27 protein-coding genes and 1 pseudogene are annotated in these 23,818 nt (G+C 52.1%); 12 read left to right on the top strand and 16 right to left on the bottom strand.

What is annotated here, in order from left to right; translation table 11 throughout:
• Positions 1 to 5: 5 nt before the first annotated feature.
• The 4 genes from KRAC_RS22345 to KRAC_RS22360 form a co-directional block, all read right to left on the bottom strand.
• A complete protein-coding gene (locus tag KRAC_RS22345) occupies positions 6 to 1,880 on the bottom strand; it encodes a copper resistance CopC/CopD family protein (RefSeq protein WP_040444009.1) in 1,875 nt (624 codons plus the stop codon).
• Positions 1,881 to 2,049: 169 nt separating this feature from the next.
• On the bottom strand, positions 2,050 to 2,745 hold the full coding sequence (locus tag KRAC_RS22350; RefSeq protein ID WP_007910998.1) for a hypothetical protein: 696 nt from the start codon (positions 2,743 to 2,745) through the stop codon (positions 2,050 to 2,052).
• Positions 2,746 to 2,975: 230 nt separating this feature from the next.
• A complete protein-coding gene (locus KRAC_RS22355; protein ID WP_007911000.1) occupies positions 2,976 to 3,365 on the bottom strand; it encodes an SCO5389 family protein in 390 nt (129 codons plus the stop codon).
• Between the two features lie 201 nt (positions 3,366 to 3,566).
• The gene (locus KRAC_RS22360; RefSeq protein ID WP_007911002.1) at positions 3,567 to 4,538 is read right to left on the bottom strand and encodes an ATP-binding protein; all 972 of its coding nucleotides are present in this window, start codon (positions 4,536 to 4,538) and stop codon (positions 3,567 to 3,569) included.
• Between the two features lie 226 nt (positions 4,539 to 4,764).
• On the opposite strand from KRAC_RS22360, the gene KRAC_RS22365 reads away from it, so the two are divergent.
• The 3 genes from KRAC_RS22365 to KRAC_RS22375 all read left to right on the top strand — a co-directional run bounded on the left by KRAC_RS22365 (position 4,765) and on the right by KRAC_RS22375 (position 7,182).
• Positions 4,765 to 5,673: a metal ABC transporter solute-binding protein, Zn/Mn family gene (locus KRAC_RS22365; RefSeq protein ID WP_007911004.1), complete on the top strand. Its 909-nt coding sequence runs from the start codon at positions 4,765 to 4,767 to the stop codon at positions 5,671 to 5,673.
• Positions 5,674 to 5,841: 168 nt separating this feature from the next.
• Positions 5,842 to 6,288 (top strand): Fur family transcriptional regulator, encoded by a 447-nt coding sequence (locus KRAC_RS66370; protein WP_244422226.1) that lies wholly within the window; start codon positions 5,842 to 5,844, stop codon positions 6,286 to 6,288.
• A 381-nt stretch (positions 6,289 to 6,669) separates the two neighbouring features.
• A complete protein-coding gene (locus tag KRAC_RS22375; protein WP_040444011.1) occupies positions 6,670 to 7,182 on the top strand; it encodes a fascin domain-containing protein in 513 nt (170 codons plus the stop codon).
• A 134-nt stretch (positions 7,183 to 7,316) separates the two neighbouring features.
• On the opposite strand, the pseudogene cutA reads toward KRAC_RS22375, so the two are convergent.
• A pseudogene (cutA, locus tag KRAC_RS76195) lies at positions 7,317 to 7,634 on the bottom strand (divalent-cation tolerance protein CutA).
• A 226-nt stretch (positions 7,635 to 7,860) separates the two neighbouring features.
• Between cutA and KRAC_RS22385 the strand changes: the two are divergent.
• The 7 genes from KRAC_RS22385 to KRAC_RS22415 all read left to right on the top strand — a co-directional run bounded on the left by KRAC_RS22385 (position 7,861) and on the right by KRAC_RS22415 (position 13,917).
• The gene (locus tag KRAC_RS22385; protein WP_007911010.1) at positions 7,861 to 8,967 is read left to right on the top strand and encodes a tyrosine-type recombinase/integrase; all 1,107 of its coding nucleotides are present in this window, start codon (positions 7,861 to 7,863) and stop codon (positions 8,965 to 8,967) included.
• 183 nt (positions 8,968 to 9,150) lie between these two features.
• On the top strand, positions 9,151 to 9,486 hold the full coding sequence (locus KRAC_RS22390) for a hypothetical protein (RefSeq protein WP_007911019.1): 336 nt from the start codon (positions 9,151 to 9,153) through the stop codon (positions 9,484 to 9,486).
• Entirely contained in the window at positions 9,487 to 10,053 is a 567-nt protein-coding gene (locus tag KRAC_RS22395) for a hypothetical protein (protein WP_007911021.1), read from the top strand.
• Between the two features lie 11 nt (positions 10,054 to 10,064).
• Complete coding sequence (locus KRAC_RS22400) at positions 10,065 to 11,711, top strand: FtsK/SpoIIIE domain-containing protein (RefSeq protein ID WP_007911023.1); 1,647 nt, start codon at positions 10,065 to 10,067, stop codon at positions 11,709 to 11,711.
• A 142-nt stretch (positions 11,712 to 11,853) separates the two neighbouring features.
• The gene (locus tag KRAC_RS22405) at positions 11,854 to 13,038 is read left to right on the top strand and encodes an MFS transporter (RefSeq protein WP_007911025.1); all 1,185 of its coding nucleotides are present in this window, start codon (positions 11,854 to 11,856) and stop codon (positions 13,036 to 13,038) included.
• 272 nt (positions 13,039 to 13,310) lie between these two features.
• Positions 13,311 to 13,442: a hypothetical protein gene (locus tag KRAC_RS78395; RefSeq protein WP_007911030.1), complete on the top strand. Its 132-nt coding sequence runs from the start codon at positions 13,311 to 13,313 to the stop codon at positions 13,440 to 13,442.
• A 100-nt stretch (positions 13,443 to 13,542) separates the two neighbouring features.
• Positions 13,543 to 13,917: a VOC family protein gene (locus KRAC_RS22415; RefSeq protein ID WP_007911032.1), complete on the top strand. Its 375-nt coding sequence runs from the start codon at positions 13,543 to 13,545 to the stop codon at positions 13,915 to 13,917.
• Between the two features lie 931 nt (positions 13,918 to 14,848).
• On the opposite strand, the gene KRAC_RS66375 is transcribed toward KRAC_RS22415, so the two are convergent.
• On the bottom strand, positions 14,849 to 15,100 hold the full coding sequence (locus tag KRAC_RS66375) for a hypothetical protein (RefSeq protein WP_075164333.1): 252 nt from the start codon (positions 15,098 to 15,100) through the stop codon (positions 14,849 to 14,851).
• Positions 15,101 to 15,778: 678 nt separating this feature from the next.
• Between KRAC_RS66375 and KRAC_RS22420 the strand changes: the two genes are divergently transcribed.
• Positions 15,779 to 17,152, top strand: a complete 1,374-nt coding sequence (locus KRAC_RS22420) for a transposase (protein ID WP_007911035.1) — start codon at positions 15,779 to 15,781, stop codon at positions 17,150 to 17,152.
• Positions 17,153 to 17,233: 81 nt separating this feature from the next.
• Here the strand turns inward: KRAC_RS22420 and KRAC_RS22425 are convergent, their stop codons facing one another.
• The 3 genes from KRAC_RS22425 to KRAC_RS22435 form a co-directional block, all read right to left on the bottom strand.
• A complete protein-coding gene (locus tag KRAC_RS22425; protein ID WP_007911037.1) occupies positions 17,234 to 18,547 on the bottom strand; it encodes an NF041680 family putative transposase in 1,314 nt (437 codons plus the stop codon).
• A 189-nt stretch (positions 18,548 to 18,736) separates the two neighbouring features.
• Complete coding sequence (locus KRAC_RS62230; RefSeq protein WP_007911039.1) at positions 18,737 to 19,642, bottom strand: alpha/beta fold hydrolase; 906 nt, start codon at positions 19,640 to 19,642, stop codon at positions 18,737 to 18,739.
• A complete protein-coding gene (locus tag KRAC_RS22435; RefSeq protein WP_040444014.1) occupies positions 19,639 to 20,127 on the bottom strand; it encodes a MarR family winged helix-turn-helix transcriptional regulator in 489 nt (162 codons plus the stop codon). Before KRAC_RS22435 ends, KRAC_RS62230 begins: the two co-directional genes overlap by 4 nt.
• Positions 20,128 to 20,697: 570 nt before the next feature.
• On the opposite strand from KRAC_RS22435, the gene KRAC_RS66380 reads away from it, so the two are divergent.
• Entirely contained in the window at positions 20,698 to 21,270 is a 573-nt protein-coding gene (locus KRAC_RS66380) for a DUF3761 domain-containing protein (RefSeq protein WP_007911041.1), read from the top strand.
• A 96-nt stretch (positions 21,271 to 21,366) separates the two neighbouring features.
• Here KRAC_RS66380 and KRAC_RS22440 read toward each other — a convergent pair whose 3' ends face one another.
• The 7 genes from KRAC_RS22440 to KRAC_RS22465 all read right to left on the bottom strand — a co-directional run bounded on the left by KRAC_RS22440 (position 21,367) and on the right by KRAC_RS22465 (position 23,614).
• Positions 21,367 to 21,633, bottom strand: a complete 267-nt coding sequence (locus KRAC_RS22440; protein ID WP_007911042.1) for a hypothetical protein — start codon at positions 21,631 to 21,633, stop codon at positions 21,367 to 21,369.
• A gap of 26 nt (positions 21,634 to 21,659) precedes the next feature.
• A complete protein-coding gene (locus tag KRAC_RS22445) occupies positions 21,660 to 21,908 on the bottom strand; it encodes a hypothetical protein (RefSeq protein WP_007911043.1) in 249 nt (82 codons plus the stop codon).
• A 48-nt stretch (positions 21,909 to 21,956) separates the two neighbouring features.
• Complete coding sequence (locus KRAC_RS71530) at positions 21,957 to 22,133, bottom strand: hypothetical protein (RefSeq protein WP_007911044.1); 177 nt, start codon at positions 22,131 to 22,133, stop codon at positions 21,957 to 21,959.
• A 61-nt stretch (positions 22,134 to 22,194) separates the two neighbouring features.
• A complete protein-coding gene (locus KRAC_RS22450) occupies positions 22,195 to 22,419 on the bottom strand; it encodes a hypothetical protein (protein WP_007911045.1) in 225 nt (74 codons plus the stop codon).
• Positions 22,420 to 22,485: 66 nt separating this feature from the next.
• Positions 22,486 to 22,731: a hypothetical protein gene (locus tag KRAC_RS22455; RefSeq protein ID WP_007911047.1), complete on the bottom strand. Its 246-nt coding sequence runs from the start codon at positions 22,729 to 22,731 to the stop codon at positions 22,486 to 22,488.
• The gene (locus tag KRAC_RS22460; protein ID WP_007911049.1) at positions 22,732 to 23,169 is read right to left on the bottom strand and encodes a hypothetical protein; all 438 of its coding nucleotides are present in this window, start codon (positions 23,167 to 23,169) and stop codon (positions 22,732 to 22,734) included. It lies immediately after the preceding gene.
• A gap of 115 nt (positions 23,170 to 23,284) precedes the next feature.
• Positions 23,285 to 23,614 (bottom strand): hypothetical protein, encoded by a 330-nt coding sequence (locus KRAC_RS22465; RefSeq protein WP_007911050.1) that lies wholly within the window; start codon positions 23,612 to 23,614, stop codon positions 23,285 to 23,287.
• Positions 23,615 to 23,818: the final 204 nt, after the last annotated feature.

Raw genomic sequence — 23,818 nt, forward strand, 5'->3', positions numbered from 1 at the left:
CAGACCTATACATGCACGACAATCTTGAACGAAGTGCGCACATCATCCATACCGGGGCGCCTGACCAGGATCGCGATCTGCCAGTCGCCACCCATGCTCAAGATGCTATCGGTCGAGCTATACAGGCCGGGCTTTCCCGCCACGGGTTGGAGTACTAATTCCTGCACCCCCATCTCCATATCCAGCATGGTGAAGCGCAGCAGAACCGCATTCGTCTTGGTCACAGGCTTACCATTGGCATCGGTCATGGACAGCTCAAAGGCATTACTGCCGATGGTCCCGGGAGTGACCGCCAGGCGATAGCTCAGGTCGCCCACCTGTCCCTGCTGGAGCAACGCGTTGCCGGTCCGCGTGCTGGCCTGGGTAGGTGGACTCAAGCTCGTCAGGCCGCCCACCACAAGCAGCAACAGCACCCCTATGCCTACCTCTATCAAGATCGAACGTCTGAAGGTTCTCTGCAAGCTCCCTGCCGCGAAGGAGGCCGCCCCTGTCTCCTTAGAGGGATCGGCGGCGTAGCGGCGCATACGCGGGCTGACTCTGCGTAAGGCAAAGGCGCCCAGCCCAATCAGGATCACAAAAAGCCCGACCTTGATCTCCAGGGCGATCCCATATGGGCTGGTCAGCAACTGCCACCAGGCTGGCGCGCTGAGCCAGCCATCGCCAGAGACATGGCTCCCCGCCTCCAGAATACCCGTTACCGAGAGACAGATTACGCTGGCGAGCGCGACCCGCGAGAAATGGGGAATCAGGGCCGCGAAGAAACGCGTGCGATCACCGGTTCCGGGGAGCAGGATATGCAGTGTTGCAGGCAGGATCAGCACAAAGGCTAAGAGTCCTCCGATCCAGAAGCCGGTCGCGGAGAGGTGCAGGACATCGAACATGATCCAGAGACCCGGATCATGGTTCGCCGCCGCGTGCGAGTCAAGGGAGGTCGTGGTCATCACACCAATTCCCAGCAGGAAGAGATAGACCGGGAGGAGATAGCTGATGCCGCCTTCATGCACACCATAGCGCCAGAAGAGCCACAGGACCACGCCCAACGCGATAAGCCCCAGGCGCGGAAGCCAGATACTGCCAAAGTGACTCTCAAAGAGTAGGCTGCGCACCGTGCCATTACCGAATGCCTGCCAGATACTACTATCACTCGCCACGCTCGCCTGGTAGAAGGTGAAGGCAACCCAGCCAACGAGCAAGAGCGCCAGGCTCCCTACCACAATGGCCTGGATAGCGCGCTCACTCCGAACACGCAGCAATTCGCGATCCGATTTGATAAGGGGATCGGCGGCCAGGCGTACCTGCGCGGGACGAAGCACAAGCAAGAGAAAAGTCAGGGCGCCCACCAGGCCCGCCATCCCCAGATAGTTCAGCCAGCGAATAGCGACGCTCCAGACATTGAAATTATCGCCGGAGGTTTGAAGCTGCTGCAAGAGCGCGTTATCGGGCGGCGGCTGAGGCATATTGCCCACGACAAAGCTAAAGCTGCCCACCACGGCATGACCATCGTCACGCGACACATTGCGAAAGACGACCGTGTAGCCACCGTCGGGCAACTGCGAGCGCAGCGAAACCATCAGGCCAGAGTCGTCGGTGGGGATCATATGGCTATCGCCTGCATCGACCCGCTGGCGCGCCTTGTTATACACCTCAAGCTTGCTAAAGGCAGGCTCAATGCGCTCGGTAAACCAGACCTTGACCTGCGCTGGCGGCTGACCAGAAGGCAGGGTTGCGTTCGCCGCGGGATCGCTATGATCATACTGGGCATGCGCCAGGGCGGGCAGCGGATGGAGAAGAAAGATCAATAGGCAGAACAGCAGCGCGCACACACCCTTGCGCCACAGCGTCCATCTATAGTGTTTACTCGCAGATGTTAAAACAGACATATTTGCCACTTCTTCACTCCTGGGTCAGATAGAATGCCCTCATAAACAGAACGTATCCCTCAAAGAAACAGAGACACAGGGTAGATCACAGAATCTACCCTGTATCGGCATTAGGAGAGGATACCCCGAAGAAATTTGTCTGGCCCCAGGCGCTCATTCAAGCTAGCTTCTAGCCACGCAGGCTCTCGGCAGGCTCTTGTGTCGCCTGCACAACGCGAGATTTACGCGTAAAGGCAAACGCCGCCAACGCCATCCCAACGACGCCAACCACGATACCAGCAATGCCAAGTGTGGAAGCCACCTGCGCACTGTTCTGCGCATCCTTGACCTGCTGTGCCAGCGCACTCGTATCAGCGGCGCTCGTACTCACATTCTTCGTGGTCGCAGGATAGGCTGTGATCTGCCCCACCTCGCTAAAGCCGTTGGGGCTACTGGTAAATTTCTCGTCGATCTGCTGCCCATTCAGTGTACCATAGATGTGGAAGGTATAGGCACCTGCGGTCGTGGGCAGAAAGTAGCCCGCATATTTGCCCGGATTAGCCCAGCGTGGCTCGACTGTCAGAGGCAGAGGCTGCGCGCCGCCCTGGATGGCCTCTGCCTTCAAGGTCTGCTCGGCATTCTCGACCGGGTTAGACACCACCTTCTGCCCATCCGTCACGGTATAGGTACAGGCATCGCCATTACAAATAGTCAGGTCCAGCCCATTTTTTATATTCGCGTAGGCCGGCTCATCCAGAAAACCAACCACGAAGGTATACTTCCCAACATGACGCTTCTCATGCGCCAGCGCCGACTGCGTCGTCAACAACAAGGCGCATAGCGCCACCAGGCAACCAAGAACACCCACATACAACTTCTTCTTCATCAGAAACTCCCTATCTATGAGACTGGTGCCATCGAAGGGTAAAAAAAGCCACAGCATTACCACTGGCGGCACCACAAAATATTACCAGGCATACAAGCCCTTAGAATATGTACATATCTATCATAGGGCAATTTCTGCAAAGTGTCATTGGGAGTTCTACCTATCTTTTCCCCCATCTTTCCTGTAAGGGAATTTGTAGGACCATGTAAGCATGGCCCTACAAATTTTTGTTAGCAATCGCGCAGTTCGGGGGACTGGTTGAGGAGCTGACTACGAGGAGAAATAAATTCCTCATAAGTCTTGCCTAGCTGGTCCTGGCGGAAGAGCGCTACGCGATGGCAGTTCTGGAAAGCCAGTTTTACGCCAAAGTGGGCTTCAAGGGCGTTGCGCATCGCGTCGCTTGAGAGCACGCGCAGGAGCTGCCCACGCTCATACTCGCTGGGAGGCGGAACCTGGTTATCCACAAACGTGTCATCCCCCTGGCACAGACGAAGAGCCAGGCCTTCAATGAGATTCCACGCGTAGGGCAGGGAGTCACGGATACATTGCAAGAAATCACTCGTGCGTACCTCACCCTGTTGAGCCTGCTCAAGCAGCGCTGGAGAAACGTCTAATGACATCGAGGGTACTCCTTTCATTGAGGCGAATTCGTCGCCATCGGTACTCAGGGATGTTTTGCCGCTACATGTTGACGGTATACCGGATAATCCCATGATCGAAGACAGGCATCAGCATACTCGCCTTCCACAACAGCCATTTATGTATTCTGGCGGCACAGAACGATGCACCGCGCAGGAATACAACACATTTGCAGGCCCCTACTAACTGGCAGTCACATAGCCTCGTGCCGCCTCGGAGAGAGAGAACGTGGGATCAATCTGGGAGGTAACGTCCTCGCCTAGCGAGGCGTTGGCCCAGCCCAGCGCATTTTTGCGATGAAACTCCACCATCTGCACATACAATTTCTCCCAGTCCTTCTGACCACTATCTAGAGCCTGCTTCATTGTCACAAGCGCCTGGACATGCTCAGGCTCTAAACACTCAAAGGGGAGAGATTGCCCCTTCTCCTGCGCTCGCACATAGGTTGAGCGTCCCAGCCATGTCAGTAGATCAGCACCCACCTGCTCGCGCAAGAACTGCACATCCTCCTCCGACTCAACTTTGTTCCCAATCACGCGGATAAGCACATCATACTCACGCGCGTACTCTTGATATTGCTTGTAGACGCCAAGCGACTTGAGCGTTGGCTCAACCACCAGAAACGTCAGGTCGAACTTGGTAAACATGCCAGACGCAAATGAATCAGCCCCAGCCGTCATATCGACCACCACATACTCACCTGGACCATCCAGCAAGTGGTTGAGAATCAGCTCGACCGCACCTACCTTTGAGTGGTAACAGCGATGCCCCAAATCCTCCTGGCTGAATGGGCCAGTGACAAGCAGGCGCACACCAGCTACCTCGCGTGCAAAATGCGCCCAAAGCGGATTTTGCTCATCCAGGCGCAACAGACGCGAACCAGTTCCCGGAGGCGTGGTCTTGAGCATCGACGCCGTCGAAGGCAGACGGGGATTAGACCCGCGTACATACGCTTTGATGCGCTCTATTTCCAGGCCCATCGGGATAAGCGTAGCGGCCTCCATTTCGGAGAGACCCAACGCCATGCCCAGGTGTTGATTAATATCCGCGTCCATGGCCATCACAGGCCACTGACTACTCGCTAGATAACGACAGAATAACGATGAGAGCGTGGTTTTCCCACTGCCACCCTTTCCAACAAAAGCCACTCGCATACTTCAGACTCTACTCCTACAAATTTGACGATACAAGTCTTATTGACCAATACAAGTATGACATGCTTTTTCACCAAAATCAAGACTATTGAGACCACATATCAAATATACAATTGAGACAATATCTCATTGACAAATATGGCGAAGGAGGGTATACTCTCCTCAAAGCTAAAGAGATATCGTCTCAATTAATGGCATTAGCATACTCAGGAGATAAAGATAGATCATGCACGCAAAAAGAGCAGGGATAGCACTACTTCTCTCTATTTCACTTCTTGGGCTGTTTACGGCCTGCAACAGCTCTAGCCTGGCTCAGAGTTCAGGCAAGATGAATGTGGTGGCGGCAGAGAATTTCTATGGCGATATTGCGAAACAGGTTGGAGGTGAGCACGTCAATGTGAGCAGCGTCCTCTCCGATCCCAACGTCGATCCACATGAATACGAGTCAAGCGTGGAGAATGGCAAGGCCGTGGCGACCGCCCAGCTTGTCATCCAGAATGGGGGCGGCTATGACGAGTGGATGAAGAAACTGCTCGATGCCTCGCCCAATGATAACCGCAGCATCGTGACGGCCTTCGATATCGCTCCCCAGAAGCTGCCCGACAACGAGCATGTCTGGTATAGTCCCCAGAATGTGAAGGTCATTGCCAGCTCCATCGCCACGGTTCTCAAGAAGCAGGACGCGGCCCATGCCGCCGACTATGACGCCAATTTGAAGAAATTCGACGATTCGCTTCAGGCGCTTGAGCAGAAGATCAGCGAAATCAAGAGCAAGTACGCGGGTACCCCTGTGGGCCTGACCGAGACGATCTTCCTCTATCAGACTGGCCCGATGGGACTGGATGTAAAGACGCCAGGCGAGCTTCAGAAAGCCATTGCCGAGGGCAATGATCCCCCTGCTAACACGGTCGCCATCGCCAATAACCAGATCACGCATGGCGAGATCAAAGTCCTGATCTACAATGAGCAGACCAATACGCCCATCACTAGCAAGCTCCAGCGGGATGCACAGAGCAAGAACATTCCCATTGTGCCTGTGACCGAGACCATGCCCCAGGGCAAGACCTACCAGTCCTGGCAGCTCGACCAGATGAATAGCCTGGAGCAGGTCCTCAAGAGCAGCACCAGCAAATAGACATAATGTTGCAGGGAAAGGATATTGGCGGGCAGCTGCCCGCCAATATCCTTTCCCTGCAACATAAAAACTTTCCCTAGAGCGCCTGTTCGTGATATACTATCTCAATAGACCTGCACAGGCGATCTCTACCCCGTGCGTAGCCAGTCCAGAAAGAGAGTAAGCAACGTGACCGAGGCACATTCCATCGAAGAACAAATCCGTGCCGCGTTCGATGAAGTCAGTCAGCGTCGCACACGCCCGCGTCGGCTTATCGAACAACGGCTCGTTGAGTTCGCTGAGAACGAAACCAATTTTACCGTTGATGACCTGTGGCAGAATATTCGCAAAGATGATCCCAACCTGGGTCGCGCGACCGTCTACCGCTCGATAGAAAAGCTCGTCAATAAGGGCCTGCTCAACCGCGTCGACTTCGCCGATGGCACGCACCACTATCGCGTCTGCGGGCACAGCCACCACCATCACCTGACCTGCAACCAGTGTCATCGCGTGGTCGAGGTAGATATCTGCCTCCCTAAAGAACAGCTCACGAAGATCGGCAACCAGACTGATTTCACCATCGAGGGACACTCCCTCTCCCTCTTCGGCCGCTGCTCCGAGTGCCGCTCCGAGTAGCATCTCGGCCCGCTACTTGCGTACGCGGCTACTCCATAAGCCTGTTACGCCTCCTCCGGTCGCACGTTTAAACACCTACGACCTTTTTTCCCGTGCGTCATCTTCTAGCACTTCTTTTTCCCCTGATGTACATATGACTTTTTCTAAGGATGGAGAAAACAAGACTTATGCATGTCTTTTCGCTGAAACGCGTCCGCACTTTTCAGGCGCTACACATGGAGCGCAAATAGGCAACAAAAACGCCATACAAGAAATACTATTCGTTTTGTCACCTTTGCAGCTTTTCTTAAACTTTGAGTAAGAGCAGGATTTAGCCTTGCTCATATTTAACGTGTGCTTTTCGAAAGGGAAAAACCTATGGTCTCTATAAAGAAAAAAACTATGCTCTTTGTGGTACGCCTGCTGGCTGGCATACTCTGCTGCGCGGGTCTGCTCCTCTCGACGCAGCTCTGGGTAGCAAACGCACATGCTGATGCAGATTCCCACTATCTCCCAGGCAATGGTGACCAGGTGCAACTCACATTAGATGGAAGAGATTTTGGCTTTGAACAGCTCAATGACGGAAAGTTAGTATTAACATCTGGTGCGGCAAGTCCGGTCAAGTTCACTGTCGAGGTCCTGGCTGGTGGCAAACTCGCGTTTCGCACACCTGATGGGAAACACCTTTGCCATGATACTACTGACTCCCCCATAATTATGGAGTCGGACCTACCCAATACTGATCCCACGTGCCAGGTTACCGCTGAACAGACCGATGACGGATTTGGTCTCAAGGCCGACAATGACGCCTATTGGCAGCTTACTTCTTACGACGACCGCAATATGATAGAACCCATTGGTGAAGACCTCTCCACCCCTGATTCAACCTCGTTCACCTTCACCAAAGTCGCATAAGCTCCAGGGCTGTGGCTTGACATTGACATTTATGGACGCTAACTGAGGAAAGGTCTTTATATCCAAAGACAAACATAAGAACATGTCATAGAAAAGGGCCTGGATAGTAGTATCCAGGCCCTGTTTGTGTCTGCTTATCTCTGCGTCTCGTTCGCAATCCAATCCAGGTAGCTCTTATTCCCCGCCACTATAGGGGTTGCAAGCACCTCTGGTATATCATACGTATGAACCTCTTTGATGGCTTTCTCTAGCTCGTCGTAGAGTTCCTTACGTGTCTTCATCGTACATACCCACTCTTCAGCCTACTCTAGCTTTCCCTGCCACCAGTACGTACTCGTTATGGGACCGGAGACACAACAACAGGCCGCGAGCCGCCTGGTAACAACCGCGTCTGCTATTCTCTGAGCCGCCCCTTTGGAATCGATAGCGGTATACACCTGTATAAAGTCCATTCATTCACTCTCCCTGATGGAAACCCGGTGACACAAATAAACCCGCCTTTAGAGCGGGTTTACAGTGATACGTTTATGGTGTTCCCGACTGGAATCGAACCAGCGCACACGGCTTCGGAGTATCCCGTCCCACTCAAATGGCTTCTAGAGCCATTTTACTCCCCTTGCAAGGGTGGGGACAGGTAGTTCTTTCCTCTTGTACAATTCCCCCTTTCATGGTGATGCCATGAAGAATATCCGTGCCATCAAGAGACGAGATGAGCGAGCACCAATATCCGTTTCTGATGCAGTAAAAGATTTTCTGGCATCACCAAACGTGAAACGCCTGGCGCACACAACGCAGATTGGCTATACCTTAGAGCTGGTGGTCTTTGCCAATTGGTGCGATACGCATGGGTTAGCGCAGAATCCAACCTCAAAAGAGTGGCATGTCGTTTCTGGCAAAGGTCAGATTTCTCTTGATCAAATTAATGATCGAGTCATGATGCTCTACCTGGATGATTTTAAGCAAACGCACCGACCATCTCGCGCGGACCGTGAGGAGATTTCGACCTATACCCTCTCGCGTGTCTCTCGTGTTATCAAAACCTTCCTCAACTGGTGCGTACTTGATGAGCAATACAGTCAGTATGTGCTTTCCATCAGCATCCAGCGCATCAAGAAGCCAAAGGTTGAGGAAGTCATCATTGAAACATTCACCATAGAGCAAATAGAAGCGCTGTTTGCGGCCTGTGACAGAGAAGAATCTGAACACCTCCAGGTGCGCGATCGCGCTATACTTGCATGCTTACTGGATAGTGGTATTCGTGCCCATGAGCTGTGCACACTTACTATAGGAAATGTGTGCCTTGATTCGAAAGATGCTCATATTCGCGTTTTTGGGAAAGGTGGTAAGTGGGGGGAAGTTGGCCTGGGAGAGCAGGCCAGGCGCGCCATCCAGAAGTATGTTCGCATGTTTCGCGAGCCAACGATTGAGTACGAGATAAGGGAGCAATTGCAACGGCTCCCAGCTCGCCAGGCACAACAAATCAAGCGCCAGGCACTCGGCAAAGCATTGGTGTTTGTCAACAGATCCGGAAAAGCGCTTACGATTTCCGGATTGTACCGGATGGTGGATCGCCTGGGCAGCTGGGCCGGTATTGAGGGCGTACGTTGTAGTCCGCACACATTCCGCCATACCATGGCAGCCATGTTTATAAGGAATGGGGGCAACATTTATCAGCTCTCGAAACTCCTCAGACATGCTTCTGTGAGCACAACGGAGGAGTACTTGAAGAGCCTCAGACAATCGGAGGCGAGGAAAGGAGCAAAATCAGTCTTGGATAATCTGTAAACATTGAAGTTCGTTCCGGCGAGGGCTTCGGCTCTCGCCTTGGAGATTTTTTGAGGAGACTCCTGCCCTCGTCAGCTGTCAATACCGGGAGGGCAAGAGTTGACCCATGAGCCATTCAGCTTGCAGGGCTGCGTGCATCTTATCACACGAAAGCTCTGCAAAACTAGCCTAAGGAGACAACGCATGTCAGGGCTTGTTCCCTATTCTTTTGAAACCCTAGAAGATGTAGTTTCTTCAGAAATGCCTATGCTCATTATTGAGCAAGGAGTCTATCAAGGGGTGCATTTTACCGTGGCCGTTGAACGCTTGGATTGGTTGCTGGGAAAGATCAAGGCCTGGTTCGCGAATCGAGATGAGGTGATCCTGGTCGCAACAGGCAGGTCTGGTAAAGGGAATCTTGGTTTTATCATCCTGGAGTGGGAGTACTGCCATATCGATCCGCTTTTTCTCGCCATTCTCGAGGATGAAGAACTGGTAGAAGATTACTCAGTTTATGCACGCACGGAGGAGGTTGAATAAATGCGAACATCATCAACCGCAACAGCCAGGGCAACATCTGGCGAGCAGCTGGTTCTTATGCAAGGACTTTATGCATTGCTTGAGGTTGGCACATGGCTCTATTGCTCATTTCAACAGATTGTCACCACTCACGACAGTATTGTTGGCATCATGCAAGGCGGCACGATTGTTCCTTCCAACATCACCGCACAACAACTACTCATGTTTCTGCAATCAAACATGGATAAATACAACAAAATTGGATGGACAGTTGCAGTGGTTTGTCAGGTCATTTTCTGGGGCCTGGCAATGCCTGGTTCGCCAATTCATAGCAAATTGTTGCATCGCTGGATCATTGGGGCTTTTTTTGTGCTTGAAGTGACAACTGACTTGTGGTACAGCATTGCCACAAATACAACCCTGGGCGGCGCGTTCGTCTGGATCTTCAATTGGGGCAATGGCGGGTGGCTCGTCAGTCTCTGTTACATCGCAGCAATGAGCGCGGGTAGCATTTTCATGGGTATCCGTGGTTTTTATCGCCTTGAGAAAATACTGACCCCTGTATTCCGTCAACCACGAACCGCATAGCGGGGTAGGCAATGAGCGAAGACATCATTAACCAGGAACAAGAAGAAGATTATGGCAACGGTCTCATGGACCTGAGTACGGGTACCCCGGTTGAGATTGCGACAGGCTTTGTTGGCCTGCCGCTCCTGGCAGGGGCTGCGGAAGCCCTTAATCTAGGATGGACAGGAGTCGCCATTGGAGCTGTTGGAGCTGTTACCATTGGCCTGGTAGGCAAACACGTTATCGATAAGGAACGTGCCAATGGACACAACATCAACATTCCCATTATTGAGCAGTTCCGCAATGCTAACTGGAGCGCGTTGTTGGGACAGATCGACGAAGAGGGCAATATTGTTGCTCCACAACAAGAGACTACCGCCCCAGCTTCCTCGCCAGAGCCAGAGATCCATCAGGTGGATCCAGATCCTGAACAGACAAATGAATCAACAGAAGAGGCCAATCCATTTGAAGCGAGCACAGCACAAACCGAGGCAACGCCGCCCAGGATTACCATCGACAGTATCGTCAGCCACACCCAGCGCAACAACTATGAGGTCTATATTGGCCGATCACTGACCAGGCCGCGCAATCCGGCGGTCAAAATTAACTTCTATAAGCGCCACCTGAAGCTCATTGGCGCGAGCCAGCATGGCAAGTCGAGCATGGCCGCGGCCCTCCTGGATGCCATTATTCGCACCCATGATCCAGATCGTGTGCAGATCGCGCTCTTGGACCTGGAAAATAAAACCAGTCGCCTGTTTGCCAGCGCGCCACACATTGTAAAAATGGATGTCGCAGGCTTCCCGGTACGCCTCCACGCACGAAACGAGGACGAAGTCTTGCGGTACCTGGAGTACCTGCTGGCCCTGGTCGACTATCGCTACAACAACCTGAGCGAGGAGGAGCTGGAACAACAGCCACTCATCATTGTCTACCTGGAGGAGTTTATCGACCTCAAGGACTACTTTAAGCAGCGAATTGATGCTGTTGTGCCTGATGAGAAAGAGCGCGCGAAACGCGACTATGCGCGCCTGGTTTTCTGCATCAAAAAGCTTGCCCGGCGAGGACTGAAAGTGTTGGTCCAGTTCCTTATGTGTGCTCAGGTTGATTATCGCGATGAGGATCTGCAGGAAGCCCTGATCAATGTTACCTCGGGCATGTCGTTCTCTGTACGTGTATCAGCTGCTCAGGCCGCGGGCTTTTACCAGACGCAACTGCTTCAACGAAACGCGCGAGAGGACCAGGTTGGCCAGGCCGTCGTAGAAATGCCTGATTGCAAAGATCTGATCCTGGCCCCTGATTATGACCTGAGGGCAAGGCTCAAAGCCTTAAACAAACAGATCCAGGCCCAACGCGAACGTGAAGCACCACCTGTGCCTGTTACATCAGTAGTTCAAGAGCCACTATCCAGGCCATCATTGCCACCAGCGGCTACGCGTCGGCTCTATGCGCTGCCAAAGACACGGCCTTTTATGGAAGACTTACAGCCACGTAAGCCAGAGCCGGAACTGACAGAGCGTGAACAACTATATGAAAAAGCCTTAAAAGCCTGGGAGGGCGGAGCCCAGTCTATTCGAACCATGAAAGAGGCCCTGGATCTTAACTTCAACCAGGCACGCGAGTTGCTAGACGAAATGGAGAAACTTGGACTTATCACTCGGAAAAGTAACGCTGTGTGAGGTTGTGTGTGTGTATCTTCATTGCAAGGGTTTTGGGCTCAGGCACACACGCAAAACTCTGTGCACACAGGCACACGCACAGTGCTCACACAAACGTGCACACACATTATACACACCGCCACACAGGCGAAAGGATAGAGAAATGCAAGAAGTACAGATACAAGATCAAAAGCAACTTACCCGGGCGGAGAGACGTGCGCAGGCCAAACTTGCCAAACAAATTGCCCGCGCCAACAAGAAACAAGAACAGGCTGCCAACGCTTCCTTTGATGTCACTCGAACCGATCCTGATAGTTTTTATGAGCGGGCCATCGAATGGACACACCGCGCCGACAAAATCATCAACCTGGTGCTGGGGTATCTCCTGGCCATCGCCTCAGTCCTGGGCTTTATGGATGTCCTGAGCAATGGCGAGGTGCTGGGCCACGTCCCGTTCCTGTTCTATGTGTGGCTTCTCATCATGGGCCTGGGCGTTGACTTCCAGATCCTGTTGGTGATCGGGCGTGTGCCAGATCTCGCGCGTATGGTTGGCCATCCTGTCGGCAAGTGGGTGCTGGTCACCTTCAATATTGTTTTCCTGTCGTTCCTGGCCTATGTCTCCATCATCATTGGCGCCGTGTTTACCCAGCGTAGAGACGTACCGGGCACGATCGCGCAGGCGATGAGTATACTCAACATCAACTCGACGAGCTTTGTATACGAACGTGCCGCGCTCGCGACATTTCTGCTTATCCTGATGGCAGTCGATAGGACCATGGAACGCTGGCGTATGCAGATCGCGGCAGGAAACAAACAGCAGGGTAAACAGGCACACGTAACAGAAGAGGAACAACTGGTAAACGCACAACCTACACAGGGTATACAGACCAGCGACCTCGCCCAGGTCATCCAGGCTATGCAAGAGATGAATACCCAGAACCTGGTGGCGATGCAGACAATGAATCAGGAAACGCTTAACCGTTTCTCGACGGTGACGGTGGAGCTGGTACGCGAAACTATTGAACGGACTGTGGCGACGGTCGCGCTCCCAGAACCAACAACACACATGGCGTTACCTGCTGGAAATACTCAGGACCAGGAAACAGAGCAAGAGGCAGTAGACGCGCCTGAGAAGCCAGAAAGGGGTAAACAAACCATTGATTATGGTACGCTGATCGAGCAGATGTACCAGGAGGCCCCCCACGTTACCACGACCATCATTGAGCAACGGTTGGGGTGTACCCGTAAGACGGCAAGTAAACATCTGCAGCGTTTACGCCCGGTACCCAATGCCATAGTGGTAACAGAACTGGAAACAGAAGAGGGTATACAGGAAACGGAAGGGTAAACAAGAAAGCGAGGTATACACATGGTTACAGCAATCATTCTTGCATGCATCTTTGGTGGCATCGTTGGTATAGTCGGTATGTTTCTTCTGATCGTTCTAACGGCCCTCTGCAAATATGTGGAGTACCACCCTGAAGCGTCCCCAAATGACGCCATAGTAACAGTGTTCAGGCTTGTACTGAACGACCTTCAAGGTAAGAAGCAAGCAAAATAGTCTCTTGCCCTGGTCGATGTTGGCCAGGGCCTACGGGCCTACTCTTTAGGAGGATGACAGTGGATAAACAACTTCGTGATCAACTCGGCCAGGCTGTTTACAATGCAAGATTCATGCGCCCAGGGATGCTAGAGATTTCCTGGCTTGAGATGCCAGAAGAGGCAAAAGAAGTCCAAGGCAATCGCATCTAAATAACCCTAACATTCCTTTTTTTTCATGTAACACAAGAATAGTATCATATCTGCCCGCCTTGTGGGTAGAAAGAACCAATTTTAAAGAGAGAACAAAACGATGAAGAGTCCAATCCAAAATCGCGTCACCAGTGTCTTTGTGCATGTGACGGATATGCAGCGCTCCAGTAAGTGGTATAATGAGTTGCTCGGCGTCTCCCAAAGCAGCACTACCCACGAAGGCACCATTTATGATGTGCCTATGGATCGCCAACACAGTCCTTTTTTAACGCTGGATGCCAACGTGACGCTCACTCAACCAGATGGCAGGCCCCCCCTGTTGATGCTCGAAACAGCTGATATTGAAGCGGCACATGATTTTCTGGTGGCCAGAGATATCGAACTGGTAAGCGATATTGAAGATATTGGCTCAATGTATTTCCTAGCTTTTAAGGATCCTGATGGGAATGTTTTGCTCGTCAGTCAGAAGAAATAAGAAGGTAAGAAAAGAAGCAGGAAAGATGATATGAAGCCCCTCTCCTGCTTTAGATGAGATTGACCTGAAAAGAAGTGTACCGTCTCGTGGGCGAGGCCGCGGTAAGCGCCTTCCTGGATCCACTTATGCCAACATTACAACAGGTCACAGAGCATCTGTTTACTGTCCCTGAGCTCAAGAAAACACTTGAACCTTTGCGTGTGCGGCTGGAAGCATATGCTGGAGTAGGTTTACATTTGGAATAAACACAACAATTTATTATACTATTTGCAGTACCCCACTCCCGAAAAAAAGAGCAAGTCATTACGACTTGCTCTTTTTTGAACCTTAACAACCATGGATAGACCTTTGTTGTGGGCGCTGTACAGCAGTATAAAACATCTCAGAACGCTTGTATAGTTGGTTAGTACCAATCAAACAAGCTTTTCACATTTGTTTTTCAATAGCACCACAAAAGTGCTACAACGTTGGAACCGCTTCTTATTTTTTGGTATAATCGATCAAAGCAAAACTTGGTGATGCGAGTTCTTGTTTCCATAAAGAGAGAAGAGATGCTTTGAGAGGATGTCTGGGGTTACCCCCGCCAGGCATCTTCTTTTTTTATTTTTGCGCCTGGCTTACGTCTTATAAAGAGAGTTCCCTCTATCCATCCCCTAATTCCTTCTAGAGCCTACGTCTACTCCTTTGCATTTTTAAAGATGGAAAGGAAGATGTCAGGGATGAACAATAACGACCCAACCCAACCGTATCAGACTCCATTCCTACCTCCGCCGCCTTATAGGCCATTAACCCCACCAGGTCCTCCACCCAATAAACCTGCTTCACCTTGGGCCTGGTACAGAAGGCAATCAAAGAAGGCACAAGGCTGCATCGCGACGCTGACCATACTGGTAGCCGTAATGCTTTGTTGCACATGCGCCATGGCAAATGCTCATCCATCATCGGGCAACTCACTTGCAGCCCAGCAGTCCTCCAGCTCGCCCGCGGTAAAGGTGCAATACACCAAAACCAACCCGACCAGCCCCACGCCAACACCAACACCGTCACCTACGCCTAAACCAACGCCCACACCTGTACCACCTACACCCACGCCAGTACCGACACAACCGCCGGCTCCTAAGCCAACACAACCGCCGCCGCCGCCAACTGGCGTAAATGGTAATCCATGGGGATATAATTTCAACCCGGGGAACGTGATTTACTCGCCACCTGGAGCGTTCTGTTCCTATTTCTCTTGTATCGCCTCGTTCTGGAATGGCAATGGATACGTTGAAGAGTGCCAGGATGGGATGTATAGCAAGTCTGGTGGGATACGTGGAAGCTGTTCGCGACATGGGGGCGACATGCGGCCACTCTATTCCCATTAGCCCAACAAAAAGCCCTCTCCCTTGCAAGGAGGGGGCACTGGCATAGCCTCATGAATAAGAGTAATTGGTAAATGACTTGCGACATGAGCGAGTTTGGCCCTCCGATGTAAGCACTTGCCCTCCCACTTGAGCAGCTCGTCTGTTACTGCCGACCAACGCGGCTCAAAAAGCGAGGTTGACCACTTTCGTTTTGGTAAATTCACAAGCACAAAATAGCTTGAACTATGGAGTCTCCCGCTCCATCTCCATCTGCTTCTGATCTGAAAAGTGTTGCTCTAGCGAAGATCTGCAGATGGTCGAGGCGCGTAGATGTAAATGTGGGAATGACGTGAACGGATTTTTTCTTTGTCCGAGGCTTTCTCGTTTAGCCTACCTAAGTTTCGCCCAAATTGACGACAGTCCAGCGAGCCAGTGCAGAGCTTGCAAAAAGCAGAGCGATACTCCATAGCTAATGAAGGAACAAAGGAGCTTTCATTAGAAAAAGGAGTATCACCATGAACGAGTCTATCACAACAACAACGAACCATTTCACTGGATGCGCCATCCTGGCCGCCATAGGAGCCAAATTGCAGCAATTGGATGTCTTGAGCCCGATCCGCAAGAGAGTGCAGATCAGGCAGAAAACCATCAAGCATACGCCTCTCGACAAGCTGATGGATGCGTTTATCAGTCTGTTGGCTGGAGCCCATGGACTGGTAGAAATCAACAGTCGGCTGCGAGCCGATCCGGGCTTGCAACGAGCCTTCGGTCGAACCTCTTGTGCTGAGCAGTCGGTGGTGCAAGAGACGCTTTCTGCCTGTGCTGAGGAAAATGTCCTTCAGTTGCATCAGGCGCTCGATGAGATCTACCGCGCTCAGAGCCAAGGCTTTCATCATGACTATCAGGCCGCTTTTCAACTCTTGGACGTGGACCTGACGGGCATGCCTTGTGGACCAAAAGCGGCGTTTGCCACGCGCGGCTATTTTGCAGGACTCTATCATCGCCGAGGGCGGCAATTGGGTCGTGTGCTGGCGACCCAGTATGAAGAAGTCGTGGTCGATCAGCTTTTTGCAGGCAATGTCCAACTGATCAAGGCTCTGCAACCGCTGGTAGAGACTGCTGAGACGACCTTGCAATTGGACGATGCCAAACGCAGACGGACCATTATCCGTGTCGATGCAGGTGCGGGAACCGAGGACGACCTCCATTGGCTGCTCTCCCGAGGCTACGAGGTCATGGCGAAAGAATACTCGGGACGACGTATCACGCGACTGTCTCAAACGGTCAAGGAATGGGTCCAGGACCCCACCTGGTCGGAACGTTCCTTTGGCTGGGTGAGCGAGGAAGCCGCTGGCTACGTCCGTCCCATGCGACGTATTGCGGTACGCTGTCGCAGAAGAGATGGCACATTTGCTTATGGCATTCTGATGTGTTCGCTCTCGATTGAGCAGGTTCTTCCCCTTCTGGGATGGGAGGCATCGCAAGCAGCTGATCCCACGGCGGTGCTCTTGGCCTATGTGACCTTTTATGATCAGCGTGGTGGAGGCATCGAAACCTCCTTCAAGGGTGATAAACAGGGATTGGGACTGACGAAACGCAATAAGAAGCGCTTTGAGGCGCAGTACATGCTGGCGCTGCTCGGCTCACTGGCTCACAACGTGGTGGTCTGGGCACGTCGCTGGCTGAACAGCCCAAAAATCCATCGTTATGGCATCTTGCGTATGGTGCGTGATGTCTTTCATGTCAGCGGTTTGCTCCGTTTCAATGCGTTGCATCAGGTGGTTGAGATCGAGCTCAATCAGGACGCTCCCCTGGCTCACTCACTCCTCTATCCCTTGCAGGAGCTGCTTGCTCCCTTCCAGATTGTTGTTATTTTGGGCGAAACTTAGGTAGACTAAACGCCCTCCACCAGAACTCCTCCAGGGGTTCTGTGAAAAGATAGCAAAGCCATGAGAGAGCGAGCCAAAGGGCTAGATCGGGACCAGTTTTGGCAGTTTTGGCGTCTTTGTGACGATCGAAAAGCGCTGAGCCTTGCCGATTTTGGTCCCTTTTGCCCGCCCCGGCGATTTCCCGCGTGGTTGTGGGTGACGAGCAGGCGTCCCCAACTGCGGCAACAATTTGTCCATCGCGCGATGCACCTGTTGCGGGGTCGCAGGCCGGTGCTTGCTTTCCCAAGGACGAAGGACGGATTCGACCATCTCTTTGGCCAAAACCAGGTGATTGTGGGCAATCGCCACCAGATGCGTCCAGCGTTCGAACTGCTCAGGAGTGCGCAGACGTGGCTGATCCCAGAGCAAGGACTGCTTCTGGAAGCGATAGCCATGCTCGTGACTAAAGCGCAAGACGTACCCCAGGCCAATGGTCACCAGATCGACCTCAGGATCACCAATCCAAACGAACCAACTCACGCGCGGATCACGCTCGGTATTGCTGGCGTGAGGCCGTTCAACCCGAATGACGGTCAAGTCCAGATAGCGCGCCTCTTTGAGATGCAGGTGTTTCCACCAGCGCAGGCGGACAGGTCGCTCTTTCTCATCCAGACCCTCCCACTGTCCGTCAGGGCTGCCATGGGTGGCCTCGGTGTCTGGGCGCAGTTTGTCGCCATCTTTGCGGGGACTACCGCGTTTGCCCGTTTTCTCGGGAGCCGGTCGATAGAAGCAGCGGTTGCTTTTCAAGCGGATCAACGTTCCTTTGTGGGGCAATGCGCTACATTGGCACCAGAACCAGGTCGAGTCGTAGCCGCGATCCAGGACACAGATGGTATCCTTTGGCAACAACGTCACCAGCTGTTTCATCTGCGCCAACGCGACCTGAGCAGGCGTGGTCTCGGTCGTGACCCGTTGTTCACACAGGGCGTAGGTCCAACTGCTTGGCGTCGGTGGCAAAGCGACCGCAGTCGAGAACTGCCATCCATACGTGACCGTTTTTTTGCACTCCGGCAGATTATGCACATGTTGGGCACTGCGATCCGCCGAGGTGCGCGAACGAGGACGGGCAATCCCGCTCACATCGATGCCCACCCAGAGGGTCTGCTCCCGCATGCAGGCTGGCAAAAACTGGGTAAAGACCTCGCACAAACGCGACGAGTTAATTTGTCCATCTTCCAAACCCTCGTACAAACTGGGCCAGCGCCGCTCAAAGCTGGCCGACAACGACAATTCTGGGAACGAGCGCGCACGATCTTCGGTCAGCAACGCATCCACCGTGTTGAACAAGACATCTTTGGCTGTCCCAAAGCAGGCGTAGACCTCGTGACGAAAGGTTTGCAATGTGTGAAGGTTCATTTGAGGAATGCTCCTGCTTTTTTTGTTGGTTGGAACCTTACTCGCTTCAAGCGATCCCTCTTGTGAAGGATCGCTTGAGCTTTTCTGGTCTACACGTCAATTCGTCCCTTCCGTCTGCTTTCACCCGGAAGGACAGAGAGCCCACGAGGCTCTCCGTAAGGTCGCGACAAGCTTCTCCTTGCAACATGACTACGCTTGGTTTTGGAGAAGGTCGGCAATAACCTGTGGCTGTTCAGTGGCCATAAAATGCCCACAGCCTGCCGCTACCTGTGCGATCACCTTGCGACAACCAAACTTTTTGGTGAGCTCATTGGCCGTTGGCCCCGGCTTCCCGGAGCCCATATGGTCACCCTCGATGAGCAAGAGAGGCACATCCAACTCGTCGCGGTGAGATCTCATGAAGACCCGGTTCTTTTGATAGGTTCGATACAAGCCAAGCCCAGCTCGCAGCTGTTCGGGAAGTTGATAGGCGCTCGCGTAGTGACGCATGTCTGCGTCTGTCATGGCCTGCTTGTTCTTTGCGAAGCGCAGGAAGAATGCCCTTTTAAAATAGGTGTACTCACGACCACCAATCAACCGTTCGGGGAGTTTGGGGAGACGGTGAAAGGTGAAGTGCCAGAGGAATGGCATCTTGACCATGAGGTCGGTGCTGGCTGTACCGGGGAGCGGGCCGTCCAAGATCGCGATCCCTCGCGTTTCGGACGGGTACAGGCGAGCATACGCGTACGCGATCATGCCGCCCATATCATGGCCAACAAGGTAGGGATCTTTCAGAGCAAGCTGGCTGGTCAGCTCGTGAATATCATGCGCCTGTGTCTCCGCATCATAGTCGTCTCGCGTCGCTTTGGACTTTCCTATGCCCCGTAAGTCAACGGCAATCACGGTGTATCGGCCAGCAAGCAGGCACATCACCTTGCTGAACTCGTACCAGTCTTCCGAAAATCCGTGCAGAAAAAGAATCGCCGGACCGCTACCGCCCGAGACATAATGTACTGACGCATCACGTAATTGTACAGTGTAGGACTGAAACGCCGCGCCGAGTACAACGTTCGCCGGATCCTTACTGTCTAGCCCAATAAAGTACGGGTCGTTCATAGTCGTTCCTCTTTTCTCGTCTCGTGTTGGCTGATCTGTTGTTCATCAGCCTCCATGATGTGTGCAATCTCCTCAAGTGCGTCAGCTACCACGTCTAATTGCTCCGGGTTGAGTTTGGTCATCATATGTCGCGTCCATTCTTCGTTGAGGGAATAGATCGTCCTGAGAATGTCTGCCCCGTGCGGCGTCAGTTCAAGCAATGGTGAACGCCGGTTTGCCAGGTTCTCCCGGTAGACAACCAGGCCTTCTTTTGCCAAAACGTCCGCAACACGCTGCACGCTCTGACGAGCATGGCCCATGTCCCGCGCGATCTGCGCCACCGTCTGCGGCTGATAGCCGACTCGACCAAGCACTTGCCACCTGGCGCTGCTTTGGCCGATGGATCGCGTCAGTCTATCGCCGTTGCGCAGAAGCAACCCGTTGATCCAAAAAATGCTTAACGCGAACCTGCCGAGAGGATCGTTTGGTTTTCCTGTTGACTTCATAGCAGTAGTGTACCATTTTGACAGCATACTGTCAAAATGACAGTATGCTGTCAAAATGGTACACTACTGTATGTTTCTTCACTGTGCCAATGTGTACGCTGCTTTCAACTCGTTGCGCCGGAGAACCCTGTTTTTGCTATGACAGCAACAGTACCCTACGAGGCTATCCTCTGCACTCCGGAGGATAGCTGAGCTTATTTAGTCTAAACGAGAACTGACAAGCAGTATAAAATATCTCAGAACGCTTGTACAGTAAGGTAGTGACAAATCAAATAAGCTTTTCTCATTTGTTCTTTATTGATACCACAAAAGTGCCACAACGTTGGAACAGGTGCCTATTTTTGGTATAATCGGTAAAAGCAAACTTTGGTGATGCGAAGACTTGTTTCCATAAAGACGAGAGAAGATGCTTTGAGAAGATGTCTGGGGTTACCCCCACCAGGCATCTTCTTTTTGTTTTTTGGCCTGGCATACTTCTAATAAAGAAGGCGCTCTTTGTTCATCCCCTAATTTCTTCTAGAACTTACGTCTACCCTTTGGCATGTTGATTTGGAAAGGAAGATGTTAGGGATGAATAATGATTTAACGCATCCATTTCAGGTTCCATCTCCGCCTCCGCCTTACTCTTCAATAACACACGCACCAATGACACCATCTCACCCTTCGTGTTTTGCGCCCTGGGCCTGGTTCAGAAAACGATCAAAGAAGGTTCAGGACAACATTGGCTGCTTTACGCTACTGGGAGCATTGCTGCTCTGTTTTATGTGCACCAGTGCAAGCGAAGACACGTCATCAGACAACTTGTTAGCCCAGCAAGCCCTGCCTGCAGCAACAATGCAGCACACACAGACAAATCCGACCAGGCTAACGCCAACACAACCGCTAGCTCCGCCTCCTACTCCAACACCTATCCCGGCCACAACAGGTGTGAATGGGAATCCCTGGGGATATGATTTTAATCCAGGACAGGTGGTCACTAACCCCAATCCGGATTTTTGCAGTTACTTCAAGTGCATCTCCAATTTTTGGAATGGAGCAGGCTACGTAGTGCAATGTAGCGATGGTCAATATAGCAAATCGGGCGACAGGCGAAGTACCTGTTCGCGCAATGGAGGCATTGCCCAAACACTTTATCAGCATTAACAAGAAGCCCTCTCCGAGGCCTCGGAGAGGGTAGCTATATAGATACGAGTGGTCTGTAAAGAACTATATTGACTTCTTCCACTTCTTCTGCTATCCTCATGTCGAGATGGGCCGCTTGATGTTGGTTACCGCTTTTAACGAAATATTGTGTTTCTCCTCTGCCTGCTGTAAACGCTGTATCTGCTCTAGCTTATACCAGCTATAGGGATATGCACATTCTTCGATTCTGTGGGGACGATCGAAATCCACGCGCACAATCGGGCTACGCCCGCCAATGAGAATGGCAACTTTGCCCTTTGCGTTACGGGGCCATGCTCCTATGACCTGCACTCTGTCGTTGAGTGCTAACGTTTGCTCTTTCATCGTGCTTTTATCCTCCAAAGGCAGAACTACATACGTTCACGCGGATACATGATACTTATTCTGTCTGCCTGTTCAACCGTCTCGATAAGTCCAGAGACCTTGGTGAGCCAATCCTCAACAACTTCTCTCGATGCGGCCATCTCCTTGGGTAAACCCGCGAGTTGCTTCTCCAGCGCATCCTTGCGTAAAGAAAGGATAACTTTCAATTCGATCATCTCTACAATGGTAAAGTTCATTGGAGTTTTAAAAGCTGGTGTGATTTGTGTTTCTGCCATCGTTATCCTCCAGGGGCGGAACTGCGCAGTTCCGCCCGGTGTGTGGTGCTACTTATTGGCCGCTTCCACTTTCCAAAGTAGCGCTTCAAGAATTTCCCCAGGAGCATCAGAGACCAATGCATGCTTAAGTTCTTTTTCGACTTCAGCGAGCAGTGCTCGTAGCTTCATATTCTCTGCACCGTACCGCGCAGCTGCTTGCGCCAATGCTTTCTTCTCGAATTCCATGGTTGCTAACTCTCCTGTTGGGCGGTTAAATTGTCTTGCCGGCAACGAGATCCGTCGCTTCCTAGTCGGTAAGCAGGCCCTCCTGGTACATCTGATTAACCTCTCCAATGAGGTCAGGGTCTTCGTGACAGGGGCAGGTTGGATCCACACAAAAGCCTGTTGTGCTATGGATAGATTCATCGTCCTCTTCGATCAAAACTATAGGAAACTCATCTTCCAGGTGCGCTTGCAGATCTGAAGCATTCCATGGTGACGTATGTCCTGCCATACCTAGATTTCTTGGCATATTTATCTCCTTGCCAGGTGCACTAGATGAGGTACTAAAGTTCAGATCTCAGCACCTCCGTGCTGATTAACTTTCAAGCAATGTTTGCGCAATAGGGCTATTGAGCAGGCCACGCAACAATTGTGTCTCATGGGCGGTCAGGGTGATTTCCTGATCGACAGGGGCATCCACTTCAGGGCCTTTACTCCAACTGAAAATCAAAGTCACAGTGTTATCTGCAGCTTTGGAAAGCGACATGTGCAGAAAGCCACCCGTGACATGGCTGATATCCAGGGAATAATCAACGGCAGAGGCGAGGGTCTGTTCTGACATTTACGCGCCCCTTCCGTGTGCAAAGAGTTCGTGCAGGACCGTATAGAGACGGTAGGCTTCGCCTGCACCCAACTCTGCTACGGTGCGAGCATTGCCAATAGCAACACTGCCATCTTCATGGACTTCAACGTAATGCTCTCCAAGTTGTACTTCATGTTCTGTTATGATGTGCTCTGGCTTGAGTTGAGGAATGCCAAGCATCTCTTTGGTAACAGGCTTATTCAGGAGTCTACGAAGGGAGCGCGCTTGACTATTGGTGAGTTGGGCATGCGCAAGGGTGTCATCGCCAACGAACTTGTGCATCCAGTGTTCAACAGAAAGGCTTCCATCTTCCCAAAGAGTAAATTCTATCTCCTGCGCCTGCCTTGTATGGAGGGCGCGATTCACACGAAGCGGTGCTTCAGTATCAAAAATGGAGGTAGGTTGCTCAGTGCTCATATGGTATACTTCTCCTTGAAACAGGCCACTTGTGTGGCTTGGTGAGGGCGCCCCTGCTCTGTCGATTTTCCAGGTCTGAAGAGCAGGGAGCGCGTTTTTTATTTTTGGCGAATCGTTAGGCGGCGAGTGTCTGGCTGTACGCTTCGATGCGCTTGACCAGGTGGCGGCCAGTAACCTCATCGCAATCGAATGTATGTTGACCGTTTGTCCAGTTGACTGCATAAAAGCGGGTGGGTGTAATCGCAGAGCAGGGCAGATATAGGGTACCAAAGCGGCCATTGCGAACGATGATGTCAGGCTTCTCGCCCTCGATCTTAACAGTCACGGCGATGACTTCGGCCAGGGCGCGGAGTGAAGGAACGCGATGGGCGTTGATTGCACGAGCGGCAGCGGCAGCGGCTCCCCGGGTGAGCGAGTGGCGAGGGGTTGGCTGAAATCTTGACATCTGATTTATCTCCTTCGAATACGTTGTTTTCATTTACTGATCTAAGTATACCACATATGCGACAGTTTTCAATACTTTACCGATAATTCGATGTCACTTTACGACATTTAAGACACGCAAGCTTGACACATGTCTTTCATGTCTGCTACAATTTATCTGTGCTAGAAAACACATGCACGACAGTTCGCAAGATGGAGGTACTTC

This window comes from Ktedonobacter racemifer DSM 44963 (assembly GCF_000178855.1).
Lineage (GTDB): Bacteria > Chloroflexota > Ktedonobacteria > Ktedonobacterales > Ktedonobacteraceae > Ktedonobacter > Ktedonobacter racemifer.

Coding starts and splice junctions, on each gene's coding strand:
- KRAC_RS22345 (WP_040444009.1), bottom strand. CDS start 1,880: ATGTCTGTTTTAACATCTGCGAGTAAACACTATAGATGGACGCTGTGG.
- KRAC_RS22350 (WP_007910998.1), bottom strand. CDS start 2,745: ATGAAGAAGAAGTTGTATGTGGGTGTTCTTGGTTGCCTGGTGGCGCTA.
- KRAC_RS22355 (WP_007911000.1), bottom strand. CDS start 3,365: ATGTCATTAGACGTTTCTCCAGCGCTGCTTGAGCAGGCTCAACAGGGT.
- KRAC_RS22360 (WP_007911002.1), bottom strand. CDS start 4,538: ATGCGAGTGGCTTTTGTTGGAAAGGGTGGCAGTGGGAAAACCACGCTC.
- KRAC_RS22365 (WP_007911004.1), top strand. CDS start 4,765: ATGCACGCAAAAAGAGCAGGGATAGCACTACTTCTCTCTATTTCACTT.
- KRAC_RS22375 (WP_040444011.1), top strand. CDS start 6,670: ATGCTCTTTGTGGTACGCCTGCTGGCTGGCATACTCTGCTGCGCGGGT.
- KRAC_RS22385 (WP_007911010.1), top strand. CDS start 7,861: ATGAAGAATATCCGTGCCATCAAGAGACGAGATGAGCGAGCACCAATA.
- KRAC_RS22390 (WP_007911019.1), top strand. CDS start 9,151: ATGTCAGGGCTTGTTCCCTATTCTTTTGAAACCCTAGAAGATGTAGTT.
- KRAC_RS22395 (WP_007911021.1), top strand. CDS start 9,487: ATGCGAACATCATCAACCGCAACAGCCAGGGCAACATCTGGCGAGCAG.
- KRAC_RS22400 (WP_007911023.1), top strand. CDS start 10,065: ATGAGCGAAGACATCATTAACCAGGAACAAGAAGAAGATTATGGCAAC.
- KRAC_RS22405 (WP_007911025.1), top strand. CDS start 11,854: ATGCAAGAAGTACAGATACAAGATCAAAAGCAACTTACCCGGGCGGAG.
- KRAC_RS22415 (WP_007911032.1), top strand. CDS start 13,543: ATGAAGAGTCCAATCCAAAATCGCGTCACCAGTGTCTTTGTGCATGTG.
- KRAC_RS22420 (WP_007911035.1), top strand. CDS start 15,779: ATGAACGAGTCTATCACAACAACAACGAACCATTTCACTGGATGCGCC.
- KRAC_RS22425 (WP_007911037.1), bottom strand. CDS start 18,547: ATGAACCTTCACACATTGCAAACCTTTCGTCACGAGGTCTACGCCTGC.
- KRAC_RS62230 (WP_007911039.1), bottom strand. CDS start 19,642: ATGAACGACCCGTACTTTATTGGGCTAGACAGTAAGGATCCGGCGAAC.
- KRAC_RS22435 (WP_040444014.1), bottom strand. CDS start 20,127: ATGAAGTCAACAGGAAAACCAAACGATCCTCTCGGCAGGTTCGCGTTA.
- KRAC_RS66380 (WP_007911041.1), top strand. CDS start 20,698: ATGAATAATGATTTAACGCATCCATTTCAGGTTCCATCTCCGCCTCCG.
- KRAC_RS22440 (WP_007911042.1), bottom strand. CDS start 21,633: ATGAAAGAGCAAACGTTAGCACTCAACGACAGAGTGCAGGTCATAGGA.
- KRAC_RS22445 (WP_007911043.1), bottom strand. CDS start 21,908: ATGGCAGAAACACAAATCACACCAGCTTTTAAAACTCCAATGAACTTT.
- KRAC_RS71530 (WP_007911044.1), bottom strand. CDS start 22,133: ATGGAATTCGAGAAGAAAGCATTGGCGCAAGCAGCTGCGCGGTACGGT.
- KRAC_RS22450 (WP_007911045.1), bottom strand. CDS start 22,419: ATGCCAAGAAATCTAGGTATGGCAGGACATACGTCACCATGGAATGCT.
- KRAC_RS22455 (WP_007911047.1), bottom strand. CDS start 22,731: ATGTCAGAACAGACCCTCGCCTCTGCCGTTGATTATTCCCTGGATATC.
- KRAC_RS22460 (WP_007911049.1), bottom strand. CDS start 23,169: ATGAGCACTGAGCAACCTACCTCCATTTTTGATACTGAAGCACCGCTT.
- KRAC_RS22465 (WP_007911050.1), bottom strand. CDS start 23,614: ATGTCAAGATTTCAGCCAACCCCTCGCCACTCGCTCACCCGGGGAGCC.